This window comes from Paraburkholderia gardini, assembly GCF_907164545.1.
In the GTDB taxonomy this organism is placed as follows: Bacteria; Pseudomonadota; Gammaproteobacteria; order Burkholderiales; family Burkholderiaceae; genus Paraburkholderia; species Paraburkholderia gardini.
Genome location: NZ_CAJQZB010000012.1, coordinates 72,823 through 96,515 on the forward strand (window position 1 = coordinate 72,823; position 23,693 = coordinate 96,515).

General features: G+C 64.5%; 18 protein-coding genes. 8 read left to right on the forward strand and 10 right to left on the reverse strand.

Annotated elements, in window-relative coordinates:
- Window positions 1–275 precede the first annotated feature (275 nt).
- Together LPA37_RS11160 and LPA37_RS11165 are read left to right on the forward strand one after the other, a co-directional pair.
- The gene (locus LPA37_RS11160) at window positions 276–968 is read left to right on the forward strand and encodes an NnrU family protein (protein WP_229012568.1); all 693 of its coding nucleotides are present in this window, start codon (window positions 276–278) and stop codon (window positions 966–968) included.
- A gap of 291 nt (window positions 969–1,259) precedes the next feature.
- Window positions 1,260–2,048 carry a sulfite exporter TauE/SafE family protein gene (locus LPA37_RS11165; RefSeq protein WP_228974877.1) on the forward strand — a complete coding sequence of 263 codons (789 nt, stop codon included), beginning with the start codon at window positions 1,260–1,262 and terminating at the stop codon, window positions 2,046–2,048.
- A gap of 43 nt (window positions 2,049–2,091) precedes the next feature.
- Here LPA37_RS11165 and LPA37_RS11170 read toward each other — a convergent pair whose 3' ends face one another.
- Together LPA37_RS11170 and LPA37_RS11175 are read right to left on the reverse strand one after the other, a co-directional pair.
- Window positions 2,092–2,340 carry a hypothetical protein gene (locus LPA37_RS11170; protein WP_228974879.1) on the reverse strand — a complete coding sequence of 83 codons (249 nt, stop codon included), beginning with the start codon at window positions 2,338–2,340 and terminating at the stop codon, window positions 2,092–2,094.
- Between the two features lie 100 nt (window positions 2,341–2,440).
- Window positions 2,441–2,788, reverse strand: a complete 348-nt coding sequence (locus LPA37_RS11175) for a BON domain-containing protein (protein ID WP_228974881.1) — start codon at window positions 2,786–2,788, stop codon at window positions 2,441–2,443.
- A gap of 544 nt (window positions 2,789–3,332) precedes the next feature.
- Here LPA37_RS11175 and LPA37_RS11180 point away from each other — a divergent pair.
- From LPA37_RS11180 to LPA37_RS11190, 3 genes are all read left to right on the forward strand, one after another.
- Window positions 3,333–4,808 carry a TAXI family TRAP transporter solute-binding subunit gene (locus LPA37_RS11180; protein ID WP_229012569.1) on the forward strand — a complete coding sequence of 492 codons (1,476 nt, stop codon included), beginning with the start codon at window positions 3,333–3,335 and terminating at the stop codon, window positions 4,806–4,808.
- A gap of 184 nt (window positions 4,809–4,992) precedes the next feature.
- Window positions 4,993–5,640: a 2-hydroxychromene-2-carboxylate isomerase gene (locus LPA37_RS11185; RefSeq protein ID WP_228974887.1), complete on the forward strand. Its 648-nt coding sequence runs from the start codon at window positions 4,993–4,995 to the stop codon at window positions 5,638–5,640.
- Window positions 5,641–5,839: 199 nt separating this feature from the next.
- Entirely contained in the window at window positions 5,840–6,796 is a 957-nt protein-coding gene (locus LPA37_RS11190; RefSeq protein ID WP_228974889.1) for a LysR substrate-binding domain-containing protein, read from the forward strand.
- 85 nt (window positions 6,797–6,881) lie between these two features.
- Here LPA37_RS11190 and xdhC read toward each other — a convergent pair whose 3' ends face one another.
- From xdhC to xdhA, 3 genes are read right to left on the reverse strand one after another with little or no spacing between them, the layout of a single operon-like run.
- Entirely contained in the window at window positions 6,882–7,511 is a 630-nt protein-coding gene (gene xdhC / locus LPA37_RS11195) for a xanthine dehydrogenase accessory protein XdhC (RefSeq protein WP_228974890.1), read from the reverse strand.
- Window positions 7,512–7,522: 11 nt separating this feature from the next.
- Complete coding sequence (gene xdhB, locus LPA37_RS11200) at window positions 7,523–9,904, reverse strand: xanthine dehydrogenase molybdopterin binding subunit (protein ID WP_229012570.1); 2,382 nt, start codon at window positions 9,902–9,904, stop codon at window positions 7,523–7,525.
- Between the two features lie 25 nt (window positions 9,905–9,929).
- A complete protein-coding gene (xdhA, locus tag LPA37_RS11205; RefSeq protein WP_229012571.1) occupies window positions 9,930–11,441 on the reverse strand; it encodes a xanthine dehydrogenase small subunit in 1,512 nt (503 codons plus the stop codon).
- A 386-nt stretch (window positions 11,442–11,827) separates the two neighbouring features.
- On the opposite strand from xdhA, the gene LPA37_RS11210 reads away from it, so the two are divergent.
- Entirely contained in the window at window positions 11,828–13,039 is a 1,212-nt protein-coding gene (locus LPA37_RS11210; protein WP_229012572.1) for an MFS transporter, read from the forward strand.
- 84 nt (window positions 13,040–13,123) lie between these two features.
- Here LPA37_RS11210 and LPA37_RS11215 read toward each other — a convergent pair whose 3' ends face one another.
- The 4 genes from LPA37_RS11215 to aspT (LPA37_RS11230) form a co-directional block, all read right to left on the reverse strand.
- Window positions 13,124–14,344: a pyridoxal-phosphate-dependent aminotransferase family protein gene (locus LPA37_RS11215; RefSeq protein ID WP_228974899.1), complete on the reverse strand. Its 1,221-nt coding sequence runs from the start codon at window positions 14,342–14,344 to the stop codon at window positions 13,124–13,126.
- A 514-nt stretch (window positions 14,345–14,858) separates the two neighbouring features.
- Entirely contained in the window at window positions 14,859–16,511 is a 1,653-nt protein-coding gene (locus tag LPA37_RS11220) for a bifunctional aspartate transaminase/aspartate 4-decarboxylase (RefSeq protein WP_229012573.1), read from the reverse strand.
- A gap of 165 nt (window positions 16,512–16,676) precedes the next feature.
- Window positions 16,677–18,362 carry an aspartate-alanine antiporter gene (aspT, locus tag LPA37_RS11225; RefSeq protein ID WP_229012574.1) on the reverse strand — a complete coding sequence of 562 codons (1,686 nt, stop codon included), beginning with the start codon at window positions 18,360–18,362 and terminating at the stop codon, window positions 16,677–16,679.
- Window positions 18,363–18,570: 208 nt separating this feature from the next.
- The gene (gene aspT / locus LPA37_RS11230) at window positions 18,571–20,253 is read right to left on the reverse strand and encodes an aspartate-alanine antiporter (protein WP_228974906.1); all 1,683 of its coding nucleotides are present in this window, start codon (window positions 20,251–20,253) and stop codon (window positions 18,571–18,573) included.
- 701 nt (window positions 20,254–20,954) lie between these two features.
- Between aspT (LPA37_RS11230) and LPA37_RS11235 the strand changes: the two genes are divergently transcribed.
- Window positions 20,955–21,959, forward strand: a complete 1,005-nt coding sequence (locus LPA37_RS11235) for a 2-hydroxyacid dehydrogenase (RefSeq protein ID WP_228974908.1) — start codon at window positions 20,955–20,957, stop codon at window positions 21,957–21,959.
- Here the strand turns inward: LPA37_RS11235 and LPA37_RS11240 are convergent.
- Window positions 21,956–22,528 (reverse strand): plasmid fertility inhibition factor family protein, encoded by a 573-nt coding sequence (locus tag LPA37_RS11240; RefSeq protein WP_229012575.1) that lies wholly within the window; start codon window positions 22,526–22,528, stop codon window positions 21,956–21,958. The genes LPA37_RS11235 and LPA37_RS11240 overlap by 4 nt on opposite strands.
- A gap of 198 nt (window positions 22,529–22,726) precedes the next feature.
- Between LPA37_RS11240 and LPA37_RS11245 the strand changes: the two genes are divergently transcribed.
- On the forward strand, window positions 22,727–23,521 hold the full coding sequence (locus LPA37_RS11245; protein ID WP_228974912.1) for a crotonase/enoyl-CoA hydratase family protein: 795 nt from the start codon (window positions 22,727–22,729) through the stop codon (window positions 23,519–23,521).
- The last annotated feature ends 172 nt before the right edge of the window (window positions 23,522–23,693 follow it).

Consider the following 23,693-nt stretch of genomic DNA (forward strand, 5'->3'; position numbering starts at 1 on the left):
CGTCGTCCCGAATGGGTAAACCCTGACCGGAATGCGCGCCAGCGCAAGCCAGCCGCCCATTCCCGCGCACGATGGACGCCGTCGCAAGTTCGTCGTTGTCGTCCACGTGACCGTCGTACGAAGTTATTATTGCCCGAGCAAAAAAACTGCAACAGGTCGTTACGCGGCTGGATGAACACAGCCTGAAGGACAACGGACAGTAGAAATTCCTGCACCACGCCGTCGACAATGAGCGCATACCGTCAGCCGACGACATGACTTGAGGAGCCGGGCCAATGGAAAGCATCAATGCAGTTGCAGTGGCGACAGTCGCCTTCGTGGGCAGCCACTTTCTCCTGTCCCATCCGCTGCGCGGGCGTCTGGTCCGTGCAATCGGCGAAGCGGGATTCCAGGGCGTCTATTCGCTGGTGGCGATCGTGACGTTCGGCTGGCTGGTCCTGGCCTACCGGAGCGCGCCCCTGACGGCACCGCTGTGGCCGGCAGGAAACGGGCTCTGGGCGCTCGCGACTGCGGTGATGCTGATCGCGTCGATCCTCCTGATGGGCTCGCTGGTCCGCAACCCGGCGCTGCCCACCGGCGGCCGGCCCGGCGCGTTCCCGGAAACGGCGCGCGGCGTGTACGCGGTGACGCGCCACCCGATGATGTGGTCGTTCGCACTTTGGGGGCTATGCCACATCGCGGTGTTTCCGGTGACGAAGAACATCGTGGTCGCGGCGGCTATCGTCGTCCTCGCGCTCGTCGGCGCCGCATTGCAGGACCGGAAGAAAGAGCGGCTCCAGCCCGATCTCTGGCCCGCATGGGAATCGAAGACGAGCTACCTGCCGTTCGCGGCGATCGCCGCTGGCCGTGCGCGGCTGGGCGGATTCGGCTGGCACGCGCTTTTGGGCGGCCTCGTCGTCTGGCTCGCGGCGACCTGGGCTCATATCCCGGCCGCCGGATGGGCCGCGGGCATCTGGCGCTGGCTGTAGTGTCTGGATGACCGCCTGACATTTCTTTTCCACAACGGCGGCTGTCTGTCAAAGCCGCCGTCATCCGGCGCATTGCGCGCATCGACCGCTGAATCCCGATATCCGGCACTTTCGCCACGCGGATCCGGCCGGCATTCCGTCGAAGACACATGCGCCGTACGCAAGGCCGCTGGTTTTGCGACAATAGCGGATTCTCGACGCCGCCCGTTCGCGGACATCCACACGGTATTTCGCCCTCGCGGCGATCCGCCTTTTTTCAGACCGCCCACGGTCAGCGAAGCCACGACCTCGATGTCACTACCTCATATCAACCTGCTGTATTCGCTGTCCGGCCTCGGCGTCGGCTTTCTGGTCGGGCTCACCGGCGTCGGCGGCGGCTCCCTGATGACGCCGATCCTCGTGCTGCTGTTCGGGGTTCATCCGGCAACCGCCGTGGGCACCGACCTGCTCTACGCCGCCGCGACCAAGGCGACCGGCACGCTCGTTCACGGCCTGAAGGGCTCGATCGACTGGCGCGTGACGCTGCGGCTCGCGGCCGGCAGCGTACCCGCCGCGACCGTGACGCTGATCCTGCTGCATCGCTACGGCATGGACAGCCAGCACACCAGCACGCTGATCCAGGTCGTGCTGGGTGTGGCGCTGCTGATTACAGCAGTGGCGCTCGTGTTCCGCCCGCAGCTTGCCCGCCTCGCCACGCGCCGCGAACGGCCCGAGGCGCCGCTGCGCACATTCTGGCTGACGGTGCTGACCGGTGCGATCCTCGGCACGCTGGTCTCGCTGACGTCGGTAGGCGCCGGCGCGATCGGCGTGACCGTGCTGCTGCTGCTTTATCCGGCGCTGCCGACCACCCGCATCGTCGGCTCGGACATTGCACACGCGGTGCCGCTCACGCTCCTCGCGGGCGCCGGGCACTGGCTATTGGGGTCGATCGACTGGTCGCTGCTGGCGTCGCTGCTGGTGGGGTCGCTGCCGGGCATTGCGATCGGCAGTTTTCTGTCGTCGCGCGCGCCCGATGCGCTACTGCGCAACCTGCTGGCCGCCACGCTGACGTTCGTCGGCGCGAAACTGGTGATGAGCTGAACACCGGGCGCGCGGACGCTCAAGCCGGCCCGGCGCGCGATCGCTATTTGAAGAACCGGCAGGTCAGATCGGCCTCGAATTCCTTCACCCACTGGCCGACGCTGTCGGCGTGATACGACTGTGCACGGCCGCCATAACGCCGCACGGTCACGAAGCGGCCATGCGCGCCGCTCGTATCGTCGACAAAGTTCGTGATCTCGAACTGGCGCGTCGAAAAACCATACCGCTCGCACGCGAGTTCGAACGCCGCCTGTTCGCCGGTCGGCAGGTCGCTGTCGTCCTGATGTGCCATGTCGCCTCTCCGGAAGCCCGTTCCCACAGTATGCGCTGCCAGGAAGTCATTCTGTTGTCAGGCGCACGGAGTCACTCCGGCGACACGGCACAACATGCGCTTACTGTGCCTGCACCGACAGCTTGTTGGTGACCGACGTCACGCCGGCAACGCCCTTCGCCACGGTACCGGCCTTCTCGATCTGACTCGCATCCGGCACCGAGCCGGTCAGCGTCACCGCGCCGCTACGCGCACGCACGGCGATGCTCGACACGTTGATGGAGCTTTTGGCGAGCGCCTTGCGCACGGCGAGGCCCAGCGAGCGGTTCACCTTTTTCGCGGATTGCGCGGACGGCGGGGCCATCGTGCCGCTTGCCGCCATCGCGTCACTCGACTGGGCGTATGCGTTACACGCCACCACGACACAGACGACACCACCCAGCGCCTTCAGAAAATCGACCGGTTTCATGACTTCTCCTTTTTTACTTCGGTTGGACCGCATTGACTCACTGCTTCGTTACGACTACGCGCGGCCGGGTCGCGCGGCGTCACGGGACGCGACAGGCGACGGCCGGCTTTGGCTTCGACACGCGGTGCGAGAGGCAGGAGAGGCGATGGCGACGCGAGCCGGCAGGCGGAGCGTTGACCAGACCGCGGCAGCATGACGTGCGCTCCCGGTTCTCTTCTGAACGGCCGGATGGCGCGACGCAGGCGTTGACTGGCTGCGGCGAAATACAATTTAATCTAGCCGCGCCAGAAGCGCAAAGGGTTTTACCGGGGTAGCGCGGTGTCTGTCGTGCGTGTGCCGTTCGCGTCCGGGTCGGGCTCCGGCCACGTGCGGTTCATGCGGCTCATGCGATTCACGATTTGTTACGCGTTTGTCCGGCGTCCAGGTCGCCCCCGCGGTGGTCGGGCCGTCAATCTCATGTACCATCGGCGCGAGCGTACGCCGCCTGCCTGCATTGCGCGGCGTGTTTATTCACTGTCCGTCTGCCCTGCTGCCCCGTCGACCGATGAAGTTTTCCAGAGGCCGTCCCGGCCCCACCGACCGCAAGGCGCCCCGCCTCGTTGCCCGCTTCGTCGCGATCTCCTGGCGCGACCTGGCCGTCACGTTCGGCCCGATCCTGCTGATCAGCGCCGTCGCGATCTACCTCGCCGTGCGCCTGATCCAGCCCGCACCGCCCAATACGCTCACCATCAGCGCCGGCCCCGAAGGCAGTTCGTTCTGGAACGCCGCGCAGAAGTACAAGACAATCCTCGCGCGCAATCACATCACGCTGAACGTGCTTTCGTCGGAAGGCGCGCTCGACAACCTCAAGCGCCTGTCCGATCCGGCCTCGAAGGTGGATGTCGGCTTCGTGCAGGACGGCATCGCGCCGCCTTCGGCGACCAGCGGCCTGATGTCGCTCGGCAGCGTCTCGTACGTGCCGGTCGCGATCTTCTATCACGGACCGTTCGTGCGACGGCTCTCGGAATTCAAGGGTCTGCGGATCGCCGTCGGCGCGGAGGGCAGCGGCACGCGCGAACTCGCGCTCGCGCTGCTGAAGGCGAACGGCATCGCGCCGGGCGGCACCACGAAACTGCTCGCGCTGTCCGGCGACGACGCGGCGCAGGCGCTGATCGACGGCAAGGTCGACGCGGCGTTTCTCACTGGCGACTCCGCGCAGCCGCCGACGATGGCAAAACTGACCCGTACGCCCAACGTGCAGTTCTTCGACTTCACGCAGACCAATGCCTACACGCGGCGCTTTCCGTATCTGACGGCAATCACGTTCCCGATGGGCTCCTTCGACCTCGGCCGCAACCTGCCGGCGCTCGATATCCATACGGTCGCGCCGACCACCGAACTCATCGCGCGCGATTCGCTGCACCCGGCGCTCTCGGACCTGCTGATCGAAGCCGCGCGCGAAGTGCACGGCAAGGCGAATATCCTGCAACGCGCCGGCGAATTTCCGGCGCCGCGTGCGTACGACTTCCCGATCAGCGACGACGCCGCGCGCTACTACAAGTCGGGCAAGAGCTTTCTGTACCGCTCGCTGCCGTTCTGGCTCGCGAGCCTCGCCGACCGGCTGATCGTGCTGCTGGTGCCGATCATCGTGGTGCTGATTCCGGGTCTGCGGCTGGTGCCTTCGCTGTACGCGTGGCGCGTGAAGTCGCGCATCTACCGCTGGTACGGCACGCTGATCGCGATCGAACGCGAATCGTTGGGCGAAACGTCGCCAAAGGACAAAAGGGCATTGATCGCGCGGCTCGACGCGATCGAAGACGCCGTGAACGGTCTCAAGATGCCGCTCGCCTATGCGGACCAGTTCTACGTGCTGCGCGAGCATATCGGCTTCGTGCGTAGCCGGCTCGAGCATCCGCACGAGACGCCCGCTGAAGAGTCTGCCGAAGAGCCCGCCGCCGCTGCGCACGATGCCAGCCGCGACGCTGCGCACGATGACGACTCCACCGCACCTCCGCCCTCGACGCCGACGCAGGCCACATGACCGCTACAACGGCCGCCACGGCGCACGGAAACCCGGCCGGACGAAATCCGGACGGGAACCGCACTTTCAGTGTCCGCTGAACAACCGTTCGACGCAGGCAGGCTGCATCCGCGGCCGCGTTTGCGTAAGATCAAGACAAAATTGACGGGCGCGCAGGATCGGCGCCTGAATCCGGGAGACAAACATGACGCATGCCATCGACCCCACGCAACCGCTGTGGTTTTACGACTTTGTCTCGCCGTTCACCTATCTCCTGCTCGAACAGCACGATAAATGGCCGGACATGCCGTTCGTGCTGACGCCTGTCGCGCTGCTCGAACTGTACCGGCACTGGGGACAGCGCGCGCCCGGGACGGCGCCTGAAAAACGCACGTTCATCTACCGGCATGCGCTCTTCAGGGCCGAACAGCTGGGCATTCCGTTCCGGATGCCGCCCGCGCATCCGTTCGACCCGACGAAGGCGCTGCTTCTCGCGACGGCCGCCCAGGCCGACTTCGTCTGCGTACGGGAGATGTTCCGCTTCATCTGGCGCGACGGCCGCGATCCGTCTACCGAGGCAGGCTTCGCCGCGCTGTGCGAGCGCGTCGGGTTGCCGGACGGCCCGGCGATGATCGAACGCGAGGCAACGAAGGAACAGCTTCGCCGCAATACGACCGAAGCGACGAAGCTCGGCGTGTTCGGCGTTCCCACCTTCTGGATGAACAAGCAGCTGTTCTGGGGCGAAGACGCGTTGCCGATGGTGCTGTACTGCGCGCGCACGCCAAACTGGCTGGATTCGAAGGAAGTGAAACGGATCAGCTCGCTGCCGTCAGGGCTGACGCACGCCATCTGAGGTGTGGACAGCTGCGTGGCTGGGCGCCGTGATGCCGGCCATACCGCGCGCGCTATGGCCGGCGCGCCACAAAGGACTAAGGTTACGGGCTACGCAAGGTAACCGGCGCGGTCCTGCCGCAGCGAGTTGCCCGGCGAATCCCCTGCAACCGCCGTGTCGGCCCTGTCGTACCGATACGGCCTGATACGCCTGCCCGCGCATGGACGAAACCACTGCTTCCCTCGATATCTGGCTCGTTCGCGTACTGCGTACGCTGCTCGTCGAGCGCAGCGTCACGCAGGCCGCGCTGCGCCTGAACCAGACCCAGCCGGCGATCAGCACCGCGCTGCGCAAGCTGCGCGAAACGCTGAACGACCCGATCCTCGTGCGCGGCAAGTCCGGCATGGTGCCGACCGAATACGGCGAGTCGCTGCTGGCATCGGCGCAGCGCGTGCTGCGCGAAGTCGACTTCGTCGCGACGCCGCACGGCGACTTCGATCCGGCGCGCTCGCGCCGCACGTTTCGCGTCGCGGCGCCCGATTATCTGAACGATTTCTTCATGCCGACCGTCATCGCGCAGTTCCGCGAGGCGGCGCCGCATGCGCGTCTGGAAATCGATTCGCTGTATCCGACGCTCGATCACAGCGCCGCACTCGACGCGGGTGAACTCGATCTCGTGATCGGCAACTGGGCGAAGCCGGATGCGCGCTTCGAGAAAAGCGACCTGTTTTCCGACACCGTCGTGTGCATGATGCGCGCGGATCATCCGCTCGCGAACGCGCCGCTCACGCGCGATGCCTACCTGGAAGCCGCGCATCTCGCGCCGACGCCGTACACCGGCGGCAACGCCGGCGCGATCGACGTGGGTCTCGCGAAGGCCGGCGCGCACCGGCGCATTGTCGCGACGCTGCCCTACTTCGGCCTCGTGCCGCAGGTGCTGCTGCAATCCGATCTGATCTTCACGACGACGCGCCGCTTCGCGATGCACTACGCGCACATGCTGCCGCTCGCGGTCGTCGAGGCGCCGATTCCGTTTCCGAGGATCAAGTGCTATCAGATGTGGCATCCGCAGCCGGACCGGCCAAGCGATATCGGCTGGTTGCGCGGCTTGATGGCGCAGGTGTCGGATGGGCTGGTCGCGCGGGGTGCGGGAGGGGGAAGAAAACGCGCTCAGTGAGCACAACGGATACCGCCGGCGGGTGAACGGCGCGATGTGCGATTAGCGTGAGCGGCATGGGCCAAACGCACACGCCGCTCGAAGTTCAGACCTTCTCTAGCTGCGGCAACGAAACGCGCCTGGTTTCACGCGAAGCGGCGTGCGACGTTTCGCAAACAACTGCCATCGCCGCTTCCTGCGAGCGCACCTTGAACAGCTCCGCCGCCACTGCGATCGCGATCGAGGGCGGCGCCTTGTCGACGATGCCCGGCACGCCGATCGGGCAGGTCATCTCGATGAGCCGTTCCGGGCCGACGCCGCGCTCGATCAACCGGCGCTCGAACTTCACGCGCTTCGTCTTCGATCCGATCATTCCAAAGTACGCGAAATCGTGCCTTCGCATGATGCGCGCCGCCAGCGCAAAATCCAGCGCGTGGTTGTGTGTCATCACGAGAAAGTACGCACCGGCGGGCGCATGATCGACGATTGCATCGGGCGTATCGGTCGCTTCGACCTGCACGTTGGCCGGGACTTCGTCGGGGAAAAGTTCGTCGCGCTCGTCGACCCACTGCACGACACACGGCAGGTTGCCCAGCAGCGAAACCAGCGCATGACCGACGTGGCCCGCGCCGAACAGCACGATGTGCATCGGCGGCAGCGCGGGTCGCGACGCCGCAACGGCGCGGCGCCTGCCGGTCTGAAGCGGAACGCCGGGATTCGTCGCGAACATATGCATTGCTCCTCCCGTTAGCCGCGCCGGTCCGCGCCCGCCGCACCGGCAGCGCGTACAGCGTTGATGGCCTTGAGAATCTCCTCGCTCGTCGCGGGTGCGTTGAGCGGCGGATTGACCTTGTAGTCGCCGACGCTCGCCACCGCGTCGCGGATCGCGAAGAACACCGAGAACGGCAGCAGGAGCGGCGGCTCGCCGACCGCCTTCGAGCGATGAATGCTGTCCTCCGCGTTGCGGTTCTTGAACAGGTTCACGCGGAAGTCCGGCGGCGTATCGTTCACGGTCGGGATCTTGTACGTGGAAGGCGCGTGCGTCATCAGCTTGCCGCCCGCGTTCCACCACAGTTCCTCGGTGGTGAGCCAGCCCATGCCCTGGATAAAGCCGCCCTCGACCTGCCCGACGTCGAGCGCCGGATTGAGCGATGCGCCCACGTCGTGCAGCGCATCGGCGCGCAGCACACGCATTTCGCCCGTCAACGTATCGATCACGACTTCCGACACCGCCGCGCCATACGAGTAGTAATAGAACGGCCTGCCCTGCAGCTTCGCCTGATCCCAGTAGAGCTTCGGCGTCGCGTAGAAACCGTCGGACCACAACTGCACGCGGGCCAGATACGCCTTCGAGATCACCTCTTCGAACGGCACGACCGTCCCGCCGACGAGCACGCTGTCGTTCGCGAACCGCACGTTCGCGGCGCTCACCTCGCCCGCGCCGAACTTCTCCGCGGCGAACACGGCGAGGCGCTCGCGCAGCTGACGCGCGGCGTCCTGCGCGGCCTTGCCGTTCAGGTCGGAACCCGTGGAAGCCGCCGTCGCCGACGTATTCGCCACCTTGCTCGTATCGGTCGCCGTCACGCGCACGCGTTCGAACGGAATGCCGAGTTCGTGCGCGACGACCTGCGCGACCTTCGTGTTGAGGCCCTGGCCCATTTCCGTGCCGCCGTGATTCACGAGCACCGAACCGTCGGTATAGATGTGGACGAGTGCGCCAGCCTGGTTGAAGTGCGTCACGTTGAACGCGATGCCGAATTTCACCGGCGTGAGCGCCAGCCCCTTCTTCAGGATCGTGTTGTTCGCGTTGAACGCGCGGATCGATCCGCGGCGCGCGCGATAGTCGCTCGTTGCCTCGAGCTCGTCGATGAGTTCGTGGATGACGTTGTCTTCGACCGTCTGGCCGTACGGCGTCAGGTTGCGTTCGGTCTTGCCGTACAGGTTGCGGCGGCGCACGTCGAGCGAATCGAGGCCCGTCGAGCGCGCGACGTCGTCGATGATGTACTCGATCGCGAACGCGCCTTGCGGGCCGCCAAAACCGCGGAACGCCGTGTTCGACTGCGTGTTCGTCTTGCCGCACTGCCCCGCGATCGAAACGTCCGGCAGCCAGTACGCGTTGTCGAAGTGGCACACCGCGCGCGTCATCACCGGGCCGGACAGGTCGGCGGAGAAACCGCAGCGCGACGTCATGTCGACCGAGACGCCGTCGATCACGCCCGCGTCGTCGTAGCCCACTTCGTACGTGTAGTGGAAATCGTGGCGCTTGCCGGTGACCATCATGTCGTCGTCGCGGTCCGGACGCAGCTTCACCGGACACAGCAGCTTCCACGCGGCGAGCGCCGCGCAGCACGCGAAGAGACCCGATTGCGATTCCTTGCCGCCGAAGCCGCCGCCCATCCGCCGGCATTCGATCAGCACGTTGTGCGAATGCACGCCGAGCACATGTGCAACCAGATGCTGCATTTCGCTCGGGTGCTGCGTCGAGCACCACACATGCATGCCGTCGTCGTCCTTCGGCACCGCGTACGAGATCTGGCCTTCCAGATAGAACTGCTCCTGGCCGCCGAGCGTCATCTCGCCCGCTTCGCGATGCGGCGCGCGCGCGATCTTGCCGCCGGCGTCGCCGCGCGCGAGCTTCATCGGCGGCAGCACGTACGACTGCGCGGCGCGCGCCTGCTGCGCCGTCAGGATCGCGGGCAGTTCCTCGTAGACGACCTGCGCGCGACGCGCCGCGAGCCGCGCAGTTTCGTGCGACGTGGCGACGACGATGAACATCGGCTGGCCGACGTATTGCACGACGCCATCCGCGAGCACCGGATCGTCGTGGATGATCGGGCCGCAATCGTTCGTGCCGGGAATGTCGTCGGCGGTGAAGACCGCGACGACGCCGGGCGTCGCGCGCACCGCGTCGAACGACATCGACACGATTTTCGCGTGCGCCTTCGCCGACAGACCGAGCGCCGCGTGCAGCGTGCCGGCGACGACCGGAATGTCATCGGTATAAGTGGCGCGGCCGCTCACGTGCAGATGCGCGGATTCGTGCGGACGCGATACGTGGACCTGCGTGAGATCGGCGAGATCCTCGCGCGCCTGGGCGTCTTTCAGGAACGGTTCAGCTTGCTGGTTCATTTGTATGTTCTCCGTTTCCTGTTCTTTACGCGCCTGCGGCTTCAACTGCGCGGACGTCCAGCGCTTCTTTCGGCAGCGGATCGTGCGGACGCGTTTCCAGCCAGAAGCGATACAGCGTGTTTTTCGCCGCTTCGAGACGGTAGCCGTCGGTGGCACGCATGTCCGAGAGCGGCGCGTAGTCTTTGCCGAGCGCGAGCATCGCGCCCTGCGCGGTCGCTTCGTGCCAGACGGCGTCGTTCAGGACCGCTTCGGCATGCGTCGCGCGCTTCGGCGTCGCGGCCATGCCGCCGAACGCGATGCGCGGCTCGCGCACGGTCTCGCCATCGGCGATGAACGAGAATGCCGCGCACACGGCGGAAATATCCGAGTCGAAGCGCTTCGAAATCTTGTACGTGCGGAATTGCAGGTTCGCGCGGCGGCCGGTGCGCGCCGGCACCTTCAGGCCGACGACGAACTCGTGCTCCGCCATGTCCTTCTTCTGATACGCGAGGTACAGGTCTTCGAGCGGCAATTCACGCTCGACGTCATTGCCGCGCAGCACGACGCGCGCGCCGAGTGCGATCAGGCCCGGCATCGAGTCGCCGATCGGCGAGCCGTTCGCGATGTTGCCGCCGAGCGTGCCCGCGTTGCGGATCGGCAGCGACGCGAAACGCTTCCACATTTCCGTCAGCTCCGGATAGTGCGTGGCGAGTTCGGCGTACGCGCGCTCGACCGTCACGCCCGCGCCGATGCTGATCCAGTCCGCGGATGTTTCGATGTGCTGGAGCGCCTCGATCTGCCCGACGTAGACAATATTGCCGAGATCGCGCATCAGCTTCGTGACCCACAGGCCGATGTCCGTGCTGCCCGCGAGAATGCGCGTCGCCGGTTGCGCGGCTTTGATCGCGGCGAGCGCCTCGAGCGTGCGCGGCGCGTCGAACTGCTGGCCGGCGTGTTCATAGTGGAACGTGTCGGTGCGCTGGAGCGTCGCCAGCGTGCGAGAGAGCGCCGCGATGTCGACCGGCGCTTTCGGCGGCGGCGCGTCGAACATCTGCACTGCCGCGTCGACGATCGGACGATAGCCCGTGCAGCGGCACAGGTTGCCCGTCAGCGCGTTGCTGATATCCGTGCGCGACGGCACGGTTTTGTTCGCGCAGGAATGCTCGTGACCGTGCTTTTCGTACAGCGACCACATCGACATCACGAAGCCAGGCGTGCAGAAACCGCACTGCGAGCCGTGACAGTCGACCATCGCCTGCTGCACCGGATGCAGCGATCCGTCCGGCTGACGCAGATCCTCGACGGTGAAAAGCGCCCGGCCGTCGAGCGTCGGCAGGAACTGGATGCACGCGTTGACCGACTTGAAGTTGACGCCGCCCGCTTCGTCGCGCTCGCCGATCACGACCGTGCACGCACCGCAGTCGCCTTCGGCGCAGCCTTCCTTGGTGCCCGTGCAGTGCGCATCTTCGCGCAGGTATTGCAGGACGGTGCGGGTGACGGGCGCGTCGCTGACTTCGCGAATCGCGTTGCGGTGATAAAAGCGGATCGGCTGGCTCATGTCTCTTCCTTGTTTCTCTGCGTCCGTGGGGACGGTCATGCAGTTGATGTCTCGAAAACTAACATCATCAATAGTCGCAACCCATAGCGGCGATCGCATGCGGGGCATATCGTTGCTGCGATAAATCGGGCAGGGATTTACCCCATGGACGTATATTGAACTGTCCGTTTTGGCATGTTTTTTAGATTAATACCGTTTACGTACAAGTCGCGTTCGAAGAGGCGAAGGTGCGCAGCGCTGGATTTCGATGAAACTGGCTACCTGATCTGATCTTTTCTCATTTGGCACCGTTTTTGAATAGCGGAAAATATTAAGCAAGTCCTGCAGAACGTCCCATTCCATGGGAAAATCACGCCCTTCTGCCGTTTTCAATTCTCGTTTTCCCCATGTCAGCCGACTCTGTCTCATCCCGCAGTGAATTTGCGACCACGCTCCAGATCATTCCGGTCGTCTTTTTTACGTTTCTTTGCTACCTGACGATCGGCATACCGCTTGCCGTGCTGCCGGGTTACGTCCACGACAACCTCGGTTACAGCGCGATCCTCGCGGGTCTTGCGATCAGCGTGCAGTATTTCGCGACGCTCGCCTCGCGCCCCATCGCCGGCCGCTCGGCCGATACGCTCGGGCCGAAGAAGACTGTCACCATCGGCTTGATCGGTTGCGGTGCGAGCGGCGTGCTGCTGCTCGCGGCCGTGCTGTGCGGCCGCTGGCCGGCGCTCAGCCTGGGGTTGCTCGTGATCAGCCGCCTCACGCTGGGTTTCGGCGAAAGCCTGTGCGGCACGGGTGCGATTTTGTGGGGCATCGGGCGTATCGGCACCGCGAACAACGCGCGCGTGATTTCGTGGAACGGCATTGCGACATACGGCGCGCTCGCGATCGGCGCGCCGCTTGGCGTGGCGATCGTGCATACGGTCGGATTCGAGGCGCTCGGTTTTGTCGTGATCGCGCTGGCGGCGCTCGGCGTCTATCTGGCCCGGCCGATCGCGCCGGTGCCCGTCGTGCACGGCGAACGCATGTCGTACCGCAGCGTGTTCACGCGCGTGCTGCCGCACGGCATTGGGCTCGCGCTCGGGTCGGCGGGTTTTGGTTCGATCGCCACGTTCATCACGCTCTTTTACGCGGCGCGCCACTGGCCGAACGCGGCGCTTTCGCTGACCGTGTTCGGCACGCTGTTCGTCGGTTCGCGTCTGCTGTTTGCGAACACGATCCGCACGTACGGCGGTTTTCGCGTGGCGATTGCATCGTTCGCATTCGAGTGCGTCGGGCTGCTGATGTTGTGGCTTGCGCCCGAACCGCATTTCGCGCTGGCCGGCGCCGCGCTCACCGGCTTCGGTTTCGCGCTCGTGTTTCCGGCGCTGGGCGTCGAGGCGGTCGCGCTCGTGCCACCGGCGAGTCGCGGTGCGGCGCTTTCCGCATATTCGGTATTTCTGGATCTGTCGCTGGGGATTACCGGGCCGCTCGCGGGTTATATCGCGGGGGAGTTCGGGTATGCATCGGTGTTTCTGTTTGCCGCGGTTGCTTCGGCTGCGGCGGTCGCGCTTTCGATGATGCTGTATTTGCGGCACGCGCGCGTGTCGGGCACGCAGGCCGCGCTGTGAATCCGCCGTGAGTCTTCAGGCGTTGCAGTCGAGCGCCTGACAAAAACGCCCGTGCTGAACTAATCAGCACGGGCGTTTTCGCATTTACGCCGCGCGGGCGGCGCTGCGCGACCCGTTCGACAGAGACTTTTCCAGTGCGGCGACACCGGCTGGCAGATCGATCGCGACACCGAGATCGACCATGGTGCGACCTAGCGCGTGCAGCGTGCGGAAAAGATTGTGTTCACGGCACTGCTCGCCCATCTGTCCGATGCGCACGATCGGCAGGCCGAACGAGCCCGAGATTTCGACCTGATGATGATGCGAGATGTGACCGCAGATATCGCCGGGACTCAGGCCTTTCGGCACCTCGATACCCACGACCGAATTCAGGCGGCACGCCGGCGGCGCATAGAGTGTGAGGCCCATCGACGCGACGCCTTCCTGCAGCGCGACCGAGCATTTCAGGTGACGGGCGAAGCGTTTTTCGAGCGTTTCCGCGCAGACGAGCCGCAGCGCCTCATGAAGCGCGAGCACACCGGAGACGGGGGCCGTGTAGTGATACCCCGCGTTATGCCAGAAGTTTTCCGCGAGCGAGGCGTCGAGACACCAGTGCGCGTTCGGTTGCGTACGCGCCTTGACGCGGGCCCATGCTGCATCCGAGAACGCGATCAGCGACACACCGGGAATAGACGACAGGCCTTTCTGACCACCGGTGATGACCGCATCGATTCCCCACGCGTCCATTTCGAGCGGCATGGTGCTGAGCGTACAGACCGCATCGACGATGACGAGTGCGCCGGCGGCTTTCGCGAGTGCCGCGATGTCTTTGAGGTGATGATTCCAGATCGTGTTGGACGTTTCGCCTTGCACGATCGTGACGATTTCGGGGCGTTCACGACGAATGGCATCCGCGACCTGTTCGAGGCTGGCGACTTCGCCGTCGGGGACATCGAGCGTGGACACGTGGGCACTGACACGGCGTCCCATTTCCGCCATGCGTTCGCTGAAGAAGCCGTTCTTGATGGCGAGCACGCGGGTGCCGTTCCACGCGAGATTGGAGATTGCCATTTCCATGGCGGCCGATCCTGGGCCTGCGACGCCGAGCACCCATTTCGAGTTGGTCTGGAAGACATAACGGGCCATGGTTTTGACCTGGCCGATGACCTTGACCATCGTGGCGCCGAGATGATTGATGACGATCGTATTCGCCTTGGCGACGGCGGCCGGAATCGGGACTGGGCCGGCGCCCATCATCAGGAGGGGCTCTTCGGGAAGGATTGCGTCGAGGGACTCGACAGTGGGGCAAGGGATGAGGGTCGACATTCTGTTCTCTGGCGTTCGGCGGATGCTTGCTGCTTGCGGTTTAATGCTGCGACGGATTTTTGATCATTCACGGTTATGGGGCTTTGCGCAAGGGGTTCATTGGTTTTGTTGCGAGAGAGCGCTGTCCTTAAGTGAATCCGCGAAGGGCGACGAGCATCGGAGGCAAAGGCCATACCGCCAGGCCGCTATGCCGCGAGGCCGTGCGGCCTCACGGCAAGGCGCGTAGCGCCAGGCCGGTGAATGACTGCTGTGCCAGAGGCGATGCTGCGCGGGAGACCAGATCGTGCGCGGACCAGCGCGGTTTGAAGTGCGGGGGCGACACCTCATGGATTGCCATTCCCCGGGGATGACACACCAGGAAAAGGTGAGTTTTCGGAGCGCCTTTCTTTTGCCTACTTTTCTTTGGCAAGGCGCCCCGAAGGAAGTCCCCTTGGGGGACAAAGAAAAGTAGGTGCCGCCCCGCACAGGGGCAACGCCAATAGACCACCACCAATACAGGGAAAGGCCAAAAAAACTACTTAACCTTACCCTTATCCAGCTTCTTCCCGGTAGCGGAATTAAACCTCTCAACATACTCTTCGATAAGCTTCCGCATAGCGCGACCAATAGCCCGATAATCGGACTCATTGAGATTAGCAAGAGAAACCCGACCAGACGGATGGGCGGTCCCAAACCCGAGCCCCGGCAGCAACACAACCCTTGCATCGGCGGCGAGCCGGAACAACAGTTCCTGCGGCTCGGTATTCTTGAAGAGCCACTCAACAAACTCCTTCCCGAACGCCCGCTCGCCGAGAAACGCCATATCGAGAATCGTGTAGTAGTCGACCTGATTCTCGTCCTCGTCCGGGAACGAAATCCCGACCTCTTCAAAGAGCGCTTTCTTGCGGCTGCGAATCAGCCGCTTGAGTGCGTTCTTGTACGCATCTGGCGTATCCATCAACGAGAAGAGCGAGAACAGAACCATCTGCACCTGCTGCGGCGTCGACAGTCCGGCTGTGTGATTCAGCGCCACTGTCCGGCTGTCCGCAACCAGCCGGTCGATGAACTTCAGCTTGTCCGGCTCTGTCGTGATCGACTCATAGCGGTGATGCAGTTCCTTCTTCGCCTCTTTCGGCAACTCGCTGATCAGCCTGTCGAGCACGTTGTCACGATGCGTCGCGATCGTGCCGAGCCGCCAGCCCGTCGCGCCAAAATACTTCGAGTACGAGTACACCAGAATCGTGTTCTTCGGCGCCAGCGCAAACAGCGAAACGAAGTTGTCGGCGAATGTGCCGTACACGTCGTCGGTCAGCAGGATCAGGTCCGGGCGTTCCTTGACGATATCCGCGATGTATTCGAGGCTCTCATCGTTGATCCGCACCGAAGGTGGATTGCTCGGATTCACGAGAAAGAACGCCTTCACCTTCGGGTCGCGCAGCTTGTCGAGTTCCTTCTTCGAGTACTGCCAGTTGTTCTCGACGGCCGCGTTCAGATTCACCACGTTCAGCTGGTAATCGTTCAGCCGCGGAATCTCGATGTACGGCGTGAAGATCGGCATGCCGAGCGCGATCGTGTCGCCTGCCTTGATCAGGTGATTCTCGCGCATCGTGTTGAAGATGTACGTCATCGCCGCGGTGCCGCCTTCCACCGCGAAGATGTCGAATTCGCCGACGAACGGATGGTCGCCGATCATCTCGCGGCGCAGATACTGTCCGACGATGATCTCCGACAGCTTCAGCATCCGGTCAGGCACCGGATAGTTCGACGCGAGAATGCCTTCGCACATTTCATACAGGAAGTCACCCGCGCTCAGGCCGAGCTGGTCGCGCACATACGACACGGCGCCGGCCAGAAACGCAACGCCCGGCACGCCCCTGTTCTCCCGCACGAAGAGCTCGAAACGCTCCGTCAGCCCTTCCCGCTTCGGAAAACCGCCGACGCCCTCCGGCATATACGCAAACGAGCGTTCCGATTCGCGCATCGCAAAGAGACCGAGCTGCCAGAAGCCATGACGCGGAATCGTCGCGAGAAAGTTCGGATTGCCGCGGCCTGCGTTCAGCATCGCCGCGTTGGCCGGGCGCGCGACCGCGCCGCCGCCGGCGGCCTTGATCAGTTCATCCTTCAGCTCGAACGGGCTGAGTGCAGCGAGACTGGCCTTGTCGCCATTACCGCCTTTACTTTTTGCCATGATGCGTTCTCCGTTGGACCAGATGTAAAACGCCGGGGTTGTGCCCAGTTCCGGGCGCCGCAGGCGCATGAGAGAAGACGAAGCTGAGTGCCGCCATGCGTCTCATCCGGGTTCAGGTTCGTCGCGATGTGATATCGGTGCATCCATCAGCACGCTGAAAAGCCGCTAGACAAGTCCGACAACGAGCGGCCCAAGCAACGTCAGCAACACGTTCGCAATCGCATACGTGATCGCGAACGGCACGGTGGGTACCGCGCTTTCCGCCTTGTCGAGCACGCCGCCGAACGCCGGGTTCGCACTGCGCGATCCGGACAGCGCGCCGGCAAGAAGCGCGGCATTGTTATAGCGAAGCACGTAACGCCCAAAGAGCATTGTCAGCAGCAACGGGAACAACGTGACGAACACGCCGAGCAGAAAGATCGTGATGCCGCTCTGCCTGACCGTCACCACTGCCTGCAACCCCGAATTCAGACCGACCACCGCCACGAACGAAGCAAGCCCGAAGTCCTGCAGCAGCCGCGACGCCGCCGAAGGCATCACGCCGTACATCGGATGCTTGCCGCGCATCCAGCCGAACAGCAGCCCGGCCAGCAGGCACCCGCCGCCCGAACCGAGCGTGAGCGGAATGCCGCCCATCCGCACGACGATCAGGCCGATCAGCAGACCCAGCACCAGACCCACGCCCATATAGATGAAGTCGGTCTTGTTGCTGTAGGGCAGTTCGTAACCGGCTTCGTCGACAGCGCGTTTCGTGTCCTTCGGCGAACCGTAGAACGTGATGACGTCGCCGTGTTCGAGCTTCGTCTCCGGCAGGACCGGCAGCGGCTGGCCGGCGCGCGTCGCGCTCTCGATGAACACGCCATGGCGCATGTCGCGATCGACGGTGGTGCGCACGGCGGCGATCGTCGTGTGATTCATGCCCTTGCGCGTGAACACGCCCTGACGCGTCTGCATCACAAGGCTGATGCCGTCGGTATCGCCTGTCTCGGGACCAATCAGCGCCGCGACGCCGACCATGCCGTCGCGGCGTCCGGCGATCAGTACGATGTCGTCTTTCAGCAGCACGATATCCGGGCGGGGCTCGAGCGTCTTGCCCGCGCGCCGGATGCGTTCGATCGTGATCGTGTCGTTCTGGCTCAGTTCGAGTTCGGCGACCTGCCTGCCCGCGGCCGGTCCGACGCGATACGCGCGTCCAACCAGTTCCGGCAGCGCCGTGATCTGACCCGGCCCACGCACGGCCGTGTCGCCCACGAGCGCTTTTTCCGCATCGATCGACGCGTCGCGCAGGCTCTGCCCCATGAACTTCGGCAGGATGTTCACGCAGACGATGATCGCGCCGAGTGAGCCGAATACGTAGGTCACGGCGTAGGCAATCGCCACATCCGATTGCAGCGACTTCACCTGATCGGCAGGCAGGCCGAGACGCGCGATCGCATCGCCGGCCGTGCCGATGATCGCCGACTGCGTCAGCGCGCCGCCCGCGAGCCCGGCCGCCAGGCCCTTGTTCAGGCCGAAGAGCTTCGCGCATACGACGACGGTCGCCAGCGCCGACACCGCGAGAAACAGCGCCATCGCGATCTCACGCAGCGTCTTGCGGTTGAGCGAGTTGAAGAACTGGGGGCCGGAGTCGTAGCCGACCGCGTAGATGAACAAGGCGAACATCACCGACTTCACGCCGTTATCGATCGTGACGCCGGCCTGGCTGATCACCACCGCCGCCAGCAGCGACCCGCCGACGCCCCCCAGCTGGAATTTGCCGAAGCGGATCTGACCGATCAGGTAGCCCACTGCCAGCGAAAGAAACAACGCGATTTCAGGCGATTTGTGAAAGATGTCATGTAGCCAGTCCATCGTGCCCTCAGGTTGGTTGATCCCGTTGCTGCCTGACGTTGCTGGTCTGCTGCCCCACGCGGCGGCGGCCGCGTGTGCGTCTCTCCCGCTGCCGGCGTCTGAAGACGCCTGTGACGTGCGTGTCGCGCGATCCGTGTTGCGTGAAGCTTTCCCTGTGCCGTACCTGCCGCGGTTCCCGGTAAAAGAAGGCAGGCCGAAGCCAGCCGGCTCAGCCGAACTTGCCCGACAGCCCGACGACGAGCGGCCCAAGCAAAGGCAGCAGGATGTTCGACAAAGCATAGGTGATCGTGTAGCCGATCACCGGCGTCGAATTGCCGGTCACGCCGACGAGCGCGCTGATCGCAGGCGTGCTGCATTGCTGGCCGGCGATCGCGCCCAGCAGCATCGGCGCTTCGAGTTTGAGGAAGACGCGGCCGATCCACAGCGAAAGCAGGCCAGGAATCAGCACCATCAGGATGCCGGCAACCGGCAGCGCGAGCCCGTACTGATGCACGAGGCGTATCGCATCCGGCCCGGCGGACAGTCCAACCGCGGCGATGAACGTCGCGAGGCCAAAGTCCTTGAGAATCTGCGCGGCCGCCGAGGGCAGCGAGCCGATCAACGGGTAGTGGGAACGGATCCAGCCAAACAGCAAGCCGGACAGCAAGCATCCGCCGCCCGTGCCGAGCGCGACCGACACGCCGCCGATCCGGCCGCCCAGATGCCCGATCGCCATCCCGACGAGCACGCCCAGCCCGAGATAGACGAAGTCGGTCTTCTGCGTCGCCACGAGGACATAGCCGAGCTTCTTCGCGCCCCGGGCGACGTCCTTCTTCGTGCCGACCAGCGTCAGCACGTCGCCGCGATTCAGCTCGGTGTTCGGCAACGCAGGCACGGTCGTTTCGAACCGGGTGACCGCGGCGATATAAACACCGCGCCCTTCTTCCGGCCCGGCGCGCTCGCGCACCTGCGCGACCGTCAGGCCGTGTGCCTCACGCAGCGTCAGCACGACGTCGACGCGCTCGCCCGTCGCCGGGCCGACCTGTTCGCCGCCAACTTCCTCGCCGATGTGGGGCGACGCCTCGACCAGCGCCGCGCGCCGGCCGGCCACCAGCGCGAGATCGCCGGCTGCAAGCGTCAGCTGCGGCTCGACCGGCAGCGCGATGCCGCCGCGCTCCACCTGTTCGACCGTCAGGTTGCCGCCGTACCGCAGTTCCAGCGCGCTGACCGTGACGCCCGCCGCGCCGCTCACCTTGAACGCCCGGCCGACGAGCGGCGGTGCGGCAAGCCGCTGGCCTTCGTCGAGCGCGCCGCTGCCGCCGAGCTTGCGCCACACGCGTTCGGCCTCTTCACGCAGATTGACGCGCAGTAGCAGCGGCGCGAACTGACTGGTGAAGAGCACGATGGTGATCAGGCCGAACAGGTAACTGACGCTGTACGCGGTCACGATGTTGGCCTGCAGACGTGCCGTTTCCACGTCGCCGAGGCCCAGTTTCGAGATGGCTTCCGAAGCGGTGCCGATCACCGCGGATTCCGTCGCGGCGCCCGCGAGCAGGCCCGATGCGGTGCCCGGATCGAGCCCGAGCAACGCGACCGCGATCATGATCAGCACGACCACCGAGACGATTTCGACCACCGACAGCAGCCCATATCGCCAGCCCCGTCCGATATTGGCGAAGAACTGCGGGCCGCCGGTAAAACCGAGCGCGAAAATAAATAGCGCGAATGCGATGTTTTTCAGATCCGGCGCAATGCGGGCGCCCGTCTGGCCGAGCAGCAGCGACACGATCAGTGTGCCGCACACACCGCCCAGCTGGATGGGTCCGACCTTGAAAGAACCGATGAAGTATCCAAGCGCGAGACTCGCAAACAAAGCGATCTCGGGTTGAGCCTTGAGCAATTCACCGATCATGTGGTTTCTCGTCGTTTACGGGTTTATTTAATAAAAAACCTTAAAAAATCCTGAAAGAAACCGGCTTAAAGACGGATTGCAACTACCCCGCCCGCGAACGTCAGTCATCCTCATTCAGGACTTTGACGAACGCCTTCGATCTGGTGTTTATTGCACTTCAATGACACGCGCGGCCCATGATGACGGCGTGGCGCGCTTGCTGGATGCAGGCGGACTGCATGAAATGAATGGCAGACATCGTTTCCTCGTGAAGTTGTCCATCAACCCGGAGAACCGCTAGCCGCCCGGCAGAGCCGGATTTGAATATATTGCGGATTACATAAAATCGACAACATTTTCTGTTTCCGCACAGCAACATATAGACTCTTTTACGAAGCGAAACGTCGTTGCTTTTTTAACTAAATATTGTAATTCCCGGAAACTGTCAATATGATTTTTTAGCGATGAAATTTCCCCGCGGACCGGGAAATCTGAATTCGAAGAAGCCGGCCGCTGTCACAGGCCCGCTGTATCGCCAGCTCCGCACGGCTTTGCCGCGCCCGTCATCGATTACACGCAGGGACATTTCCGCCAGAGCGAATCCGCAGTCGACGCTCGCGCGGCCCGATTCGATGCGCAAGGATCTGTCCGGAATTCCGGGCGTATAGTGGGCCGGGTTTCCCGGGGTGGACCCGCTTCACGCGACGCATAGGGAGCACTGCATGCGCATGATCCTCTTCAGCAGCCGTCAGTACGACATCGATACGTTCACCGGGGCGAGGCCGGCTTTCGACTTCGATGTGCATTTCCAGGAAGCGCACCTCGATGCCGAGACGGCGATTCTGGCGAAGGGTTACGAAATCGTCTGCCCGTTCGTCAACGATTCGGTCGATGCCGCCGTGCTGCAGGCGCTGCACGCAGGTGGCACGAAGCTCATCGCGCTACGCTCGGCCGGCTTCAACCACGTCGATCTGGCCGCGGCGGCGAAGCTCGGCATGCCGGTCGTGCGCGTGCCGGCCTATTCGCCGCACGCGGTCGCGGAGCACGCTGTCGGGCTGATTCTCGCGCTGAACCGGCGTCTGCCGCGCGCCGTCGCGCGCACGCGTGAAGGCGATTTCTCGCTGCAGGGGCTGCTTGGTTTCGATCTGCACGGCAAGACAGTCGGCGTGATCGGGACGGGCATGATCGGGCGCGGGTTCGGCCGCATCATGGCGGGCTTCGGCATGCGCGTGCTCGCGTACGATCCCGGCACGCCCGCCGACGACCTGCTCGCGCTCGGCGCGCGGTACGTGCCGCTCGATACGCTGCTCGGCGAATCGGACGTGGTCAGCCTGCACTGTCCGCTCCTGCCCGCGACATATCACCTGATCGACGGCCGCGCGCTCGCGAAGATGAAGTTCGGCGCGATGCTGATCAATACCGGCCGGGGCGGCCTCGTGGAAAGCAATGCGCTCGTCGGCGCGCTGAAAAGCGGCCAGCTCGGCCATCTCGGACTCGACGTCTACGAGGAAGAAGGCGGCCTCTTCTTCGAGGATCACTCGAACCTGCCGCTTCTCGACGACGTGCTCGCGCGACTTCTGATGTTCCCGAACGTGATCGTGACCGCCCACCAGGCGTTCTTCACGCGCGAGGCGATGAACGAAATCGCCGACACCACGCTCGGCAACGTGAAGGCATGGATCGAAGGCAAGCCGCGCAACGTCGTGCAGGGTGCGCAATCCGCCTAGGAGCGCAACTGCTCCGGGGCGTTCAGCGCGGCCGTCGCGGCCGTCGCGGCTTGCAGCGTGACGGCCTCGAGCGCGGCGCGGGCTTCTTCGGAGGCGCCGCACATCTGGTGCAGCAACGCGGCTTCGCGCTCGTGGACCTCGACCGGAAAGCAGCGCCCGCCCGCTGCCGCCAGATAGCGCGCGCGATGCTGGCCGTTGCGAAACGCGACCACGCCTTCCTTTTCGAGGCCGAGCAAACCGGCGAGTCCGCGCGCGCGGCGCGTGCTCACCGTCACGTACGGCATCTCGGGCACGCGCGCATTCGCGGGATCGAGGAATTCGCGGATGCCGCGCACCTTGCCGGAGTGCCACTCGTTGACGGGTCGCAGCACGTAATCGGTATCGTCGCGATCGGCACAGGTGATGAGCCGCTGCGCGTCGACCAGCACGACCTGATGGCGCGCGCCATCGGCGGTGAAAACGCGCTTCAGGCGCACGTAATCGTAATGCACATGGTTATCCAGCGTGACGATCCAGAACGGTTCAACCGGCGACGGCACAACAAGCGATGCGGGCAATGAGATGGACACTGACAGTACGGGCTCGATACGCCGGCGCTCTCGCAGCCGGCACGTTAAAAAAGTGGCTTACGCTACGACGTGTTGATGAAAACGGCGTGACAGTCGCGCGGCGACCCTGTCCGCCGCGTCGCGCATAGCCATGCCGCATCGCTTTACCGTTATTCGTTTTTTCTCCAGACATCGATACAGGCACCGCGGAGAACCGCCATGACGACCGAAACCTTCGGCGAACACGTCCGCATCGAGGCGGACGGTGCGATCGCCACCGTGGTGCTCGACCGGCCGGGGCGCCGCAATGCCGTCGACCGCCCGCTCGCCGATGCGCTCAGCGCCGCATTCCAGCGCTTCGAGACGAATCCGGCGTGGCACGCGGCCGTGCTGTTCGGCGCGGGCGGCTCGTTCTGCGCCGGTGCCGACCTGAGCGCGCTCGCCGACGAGGCCCGTCGCAACGAACTGCACCCGGACGGCAGCGGCCCGGGCCCGATGGGCCCGACGCGCATGGCGTTCACGAAGCCGGTGATCGCAGCCATTTCAGGATACGCCGTCGCGGGCGGCCTGGAGCTGGCCGCGATGTGCGATCTGCGCGTCGTCGAGGAAGGCGCGGTGCTCGGCGTGTTCTGCCGGCGCGTCGGCATTCCGCTGATCGACGGCGGCACCATCCGGCTGCCGCGCCTGATCGGTCTGTCGCGTGCGCTGGACCTGATCCTGACCGGCCGCGCGATCGATGCCCGCGAAGCGCTCGCCTTCGGTCTCGCCAATCGCGTCGTCCCCGACGGCACCGCCCGCGCGAGCGCCGAGGCGCTCGCCACGCAACTGGCCGCGTTGCCGCAGGCCGCCCTCCTCGCCGACCGTCGCTCGGCGCTGGAAAACAGCCTGCTCGATCCGCTCGTGGAAGCATTGCGCCGCGAAGGCGCGGGTGGCTATGCGGCCGTCTTCGAACAGGGCATCGCCGGTGCGGCCCGCTTCGCCAACGGCGCCGGGCGACACGGCGACGCCGTCTAGCTGCCGGAATATCGCACGCCGGAATTCCGTCCGGCCCGATACGGTGCGGCGCCGGCCGGCCATTTGCGCCAAAAACAACAGGCCATCCGGTCTACAGCGGCTGATTAATAGCTTAGGTACAATCACCTACTGATTTCCCCTGGCTGCCGTCTGCGTCTTTCGTCCCGAAGCC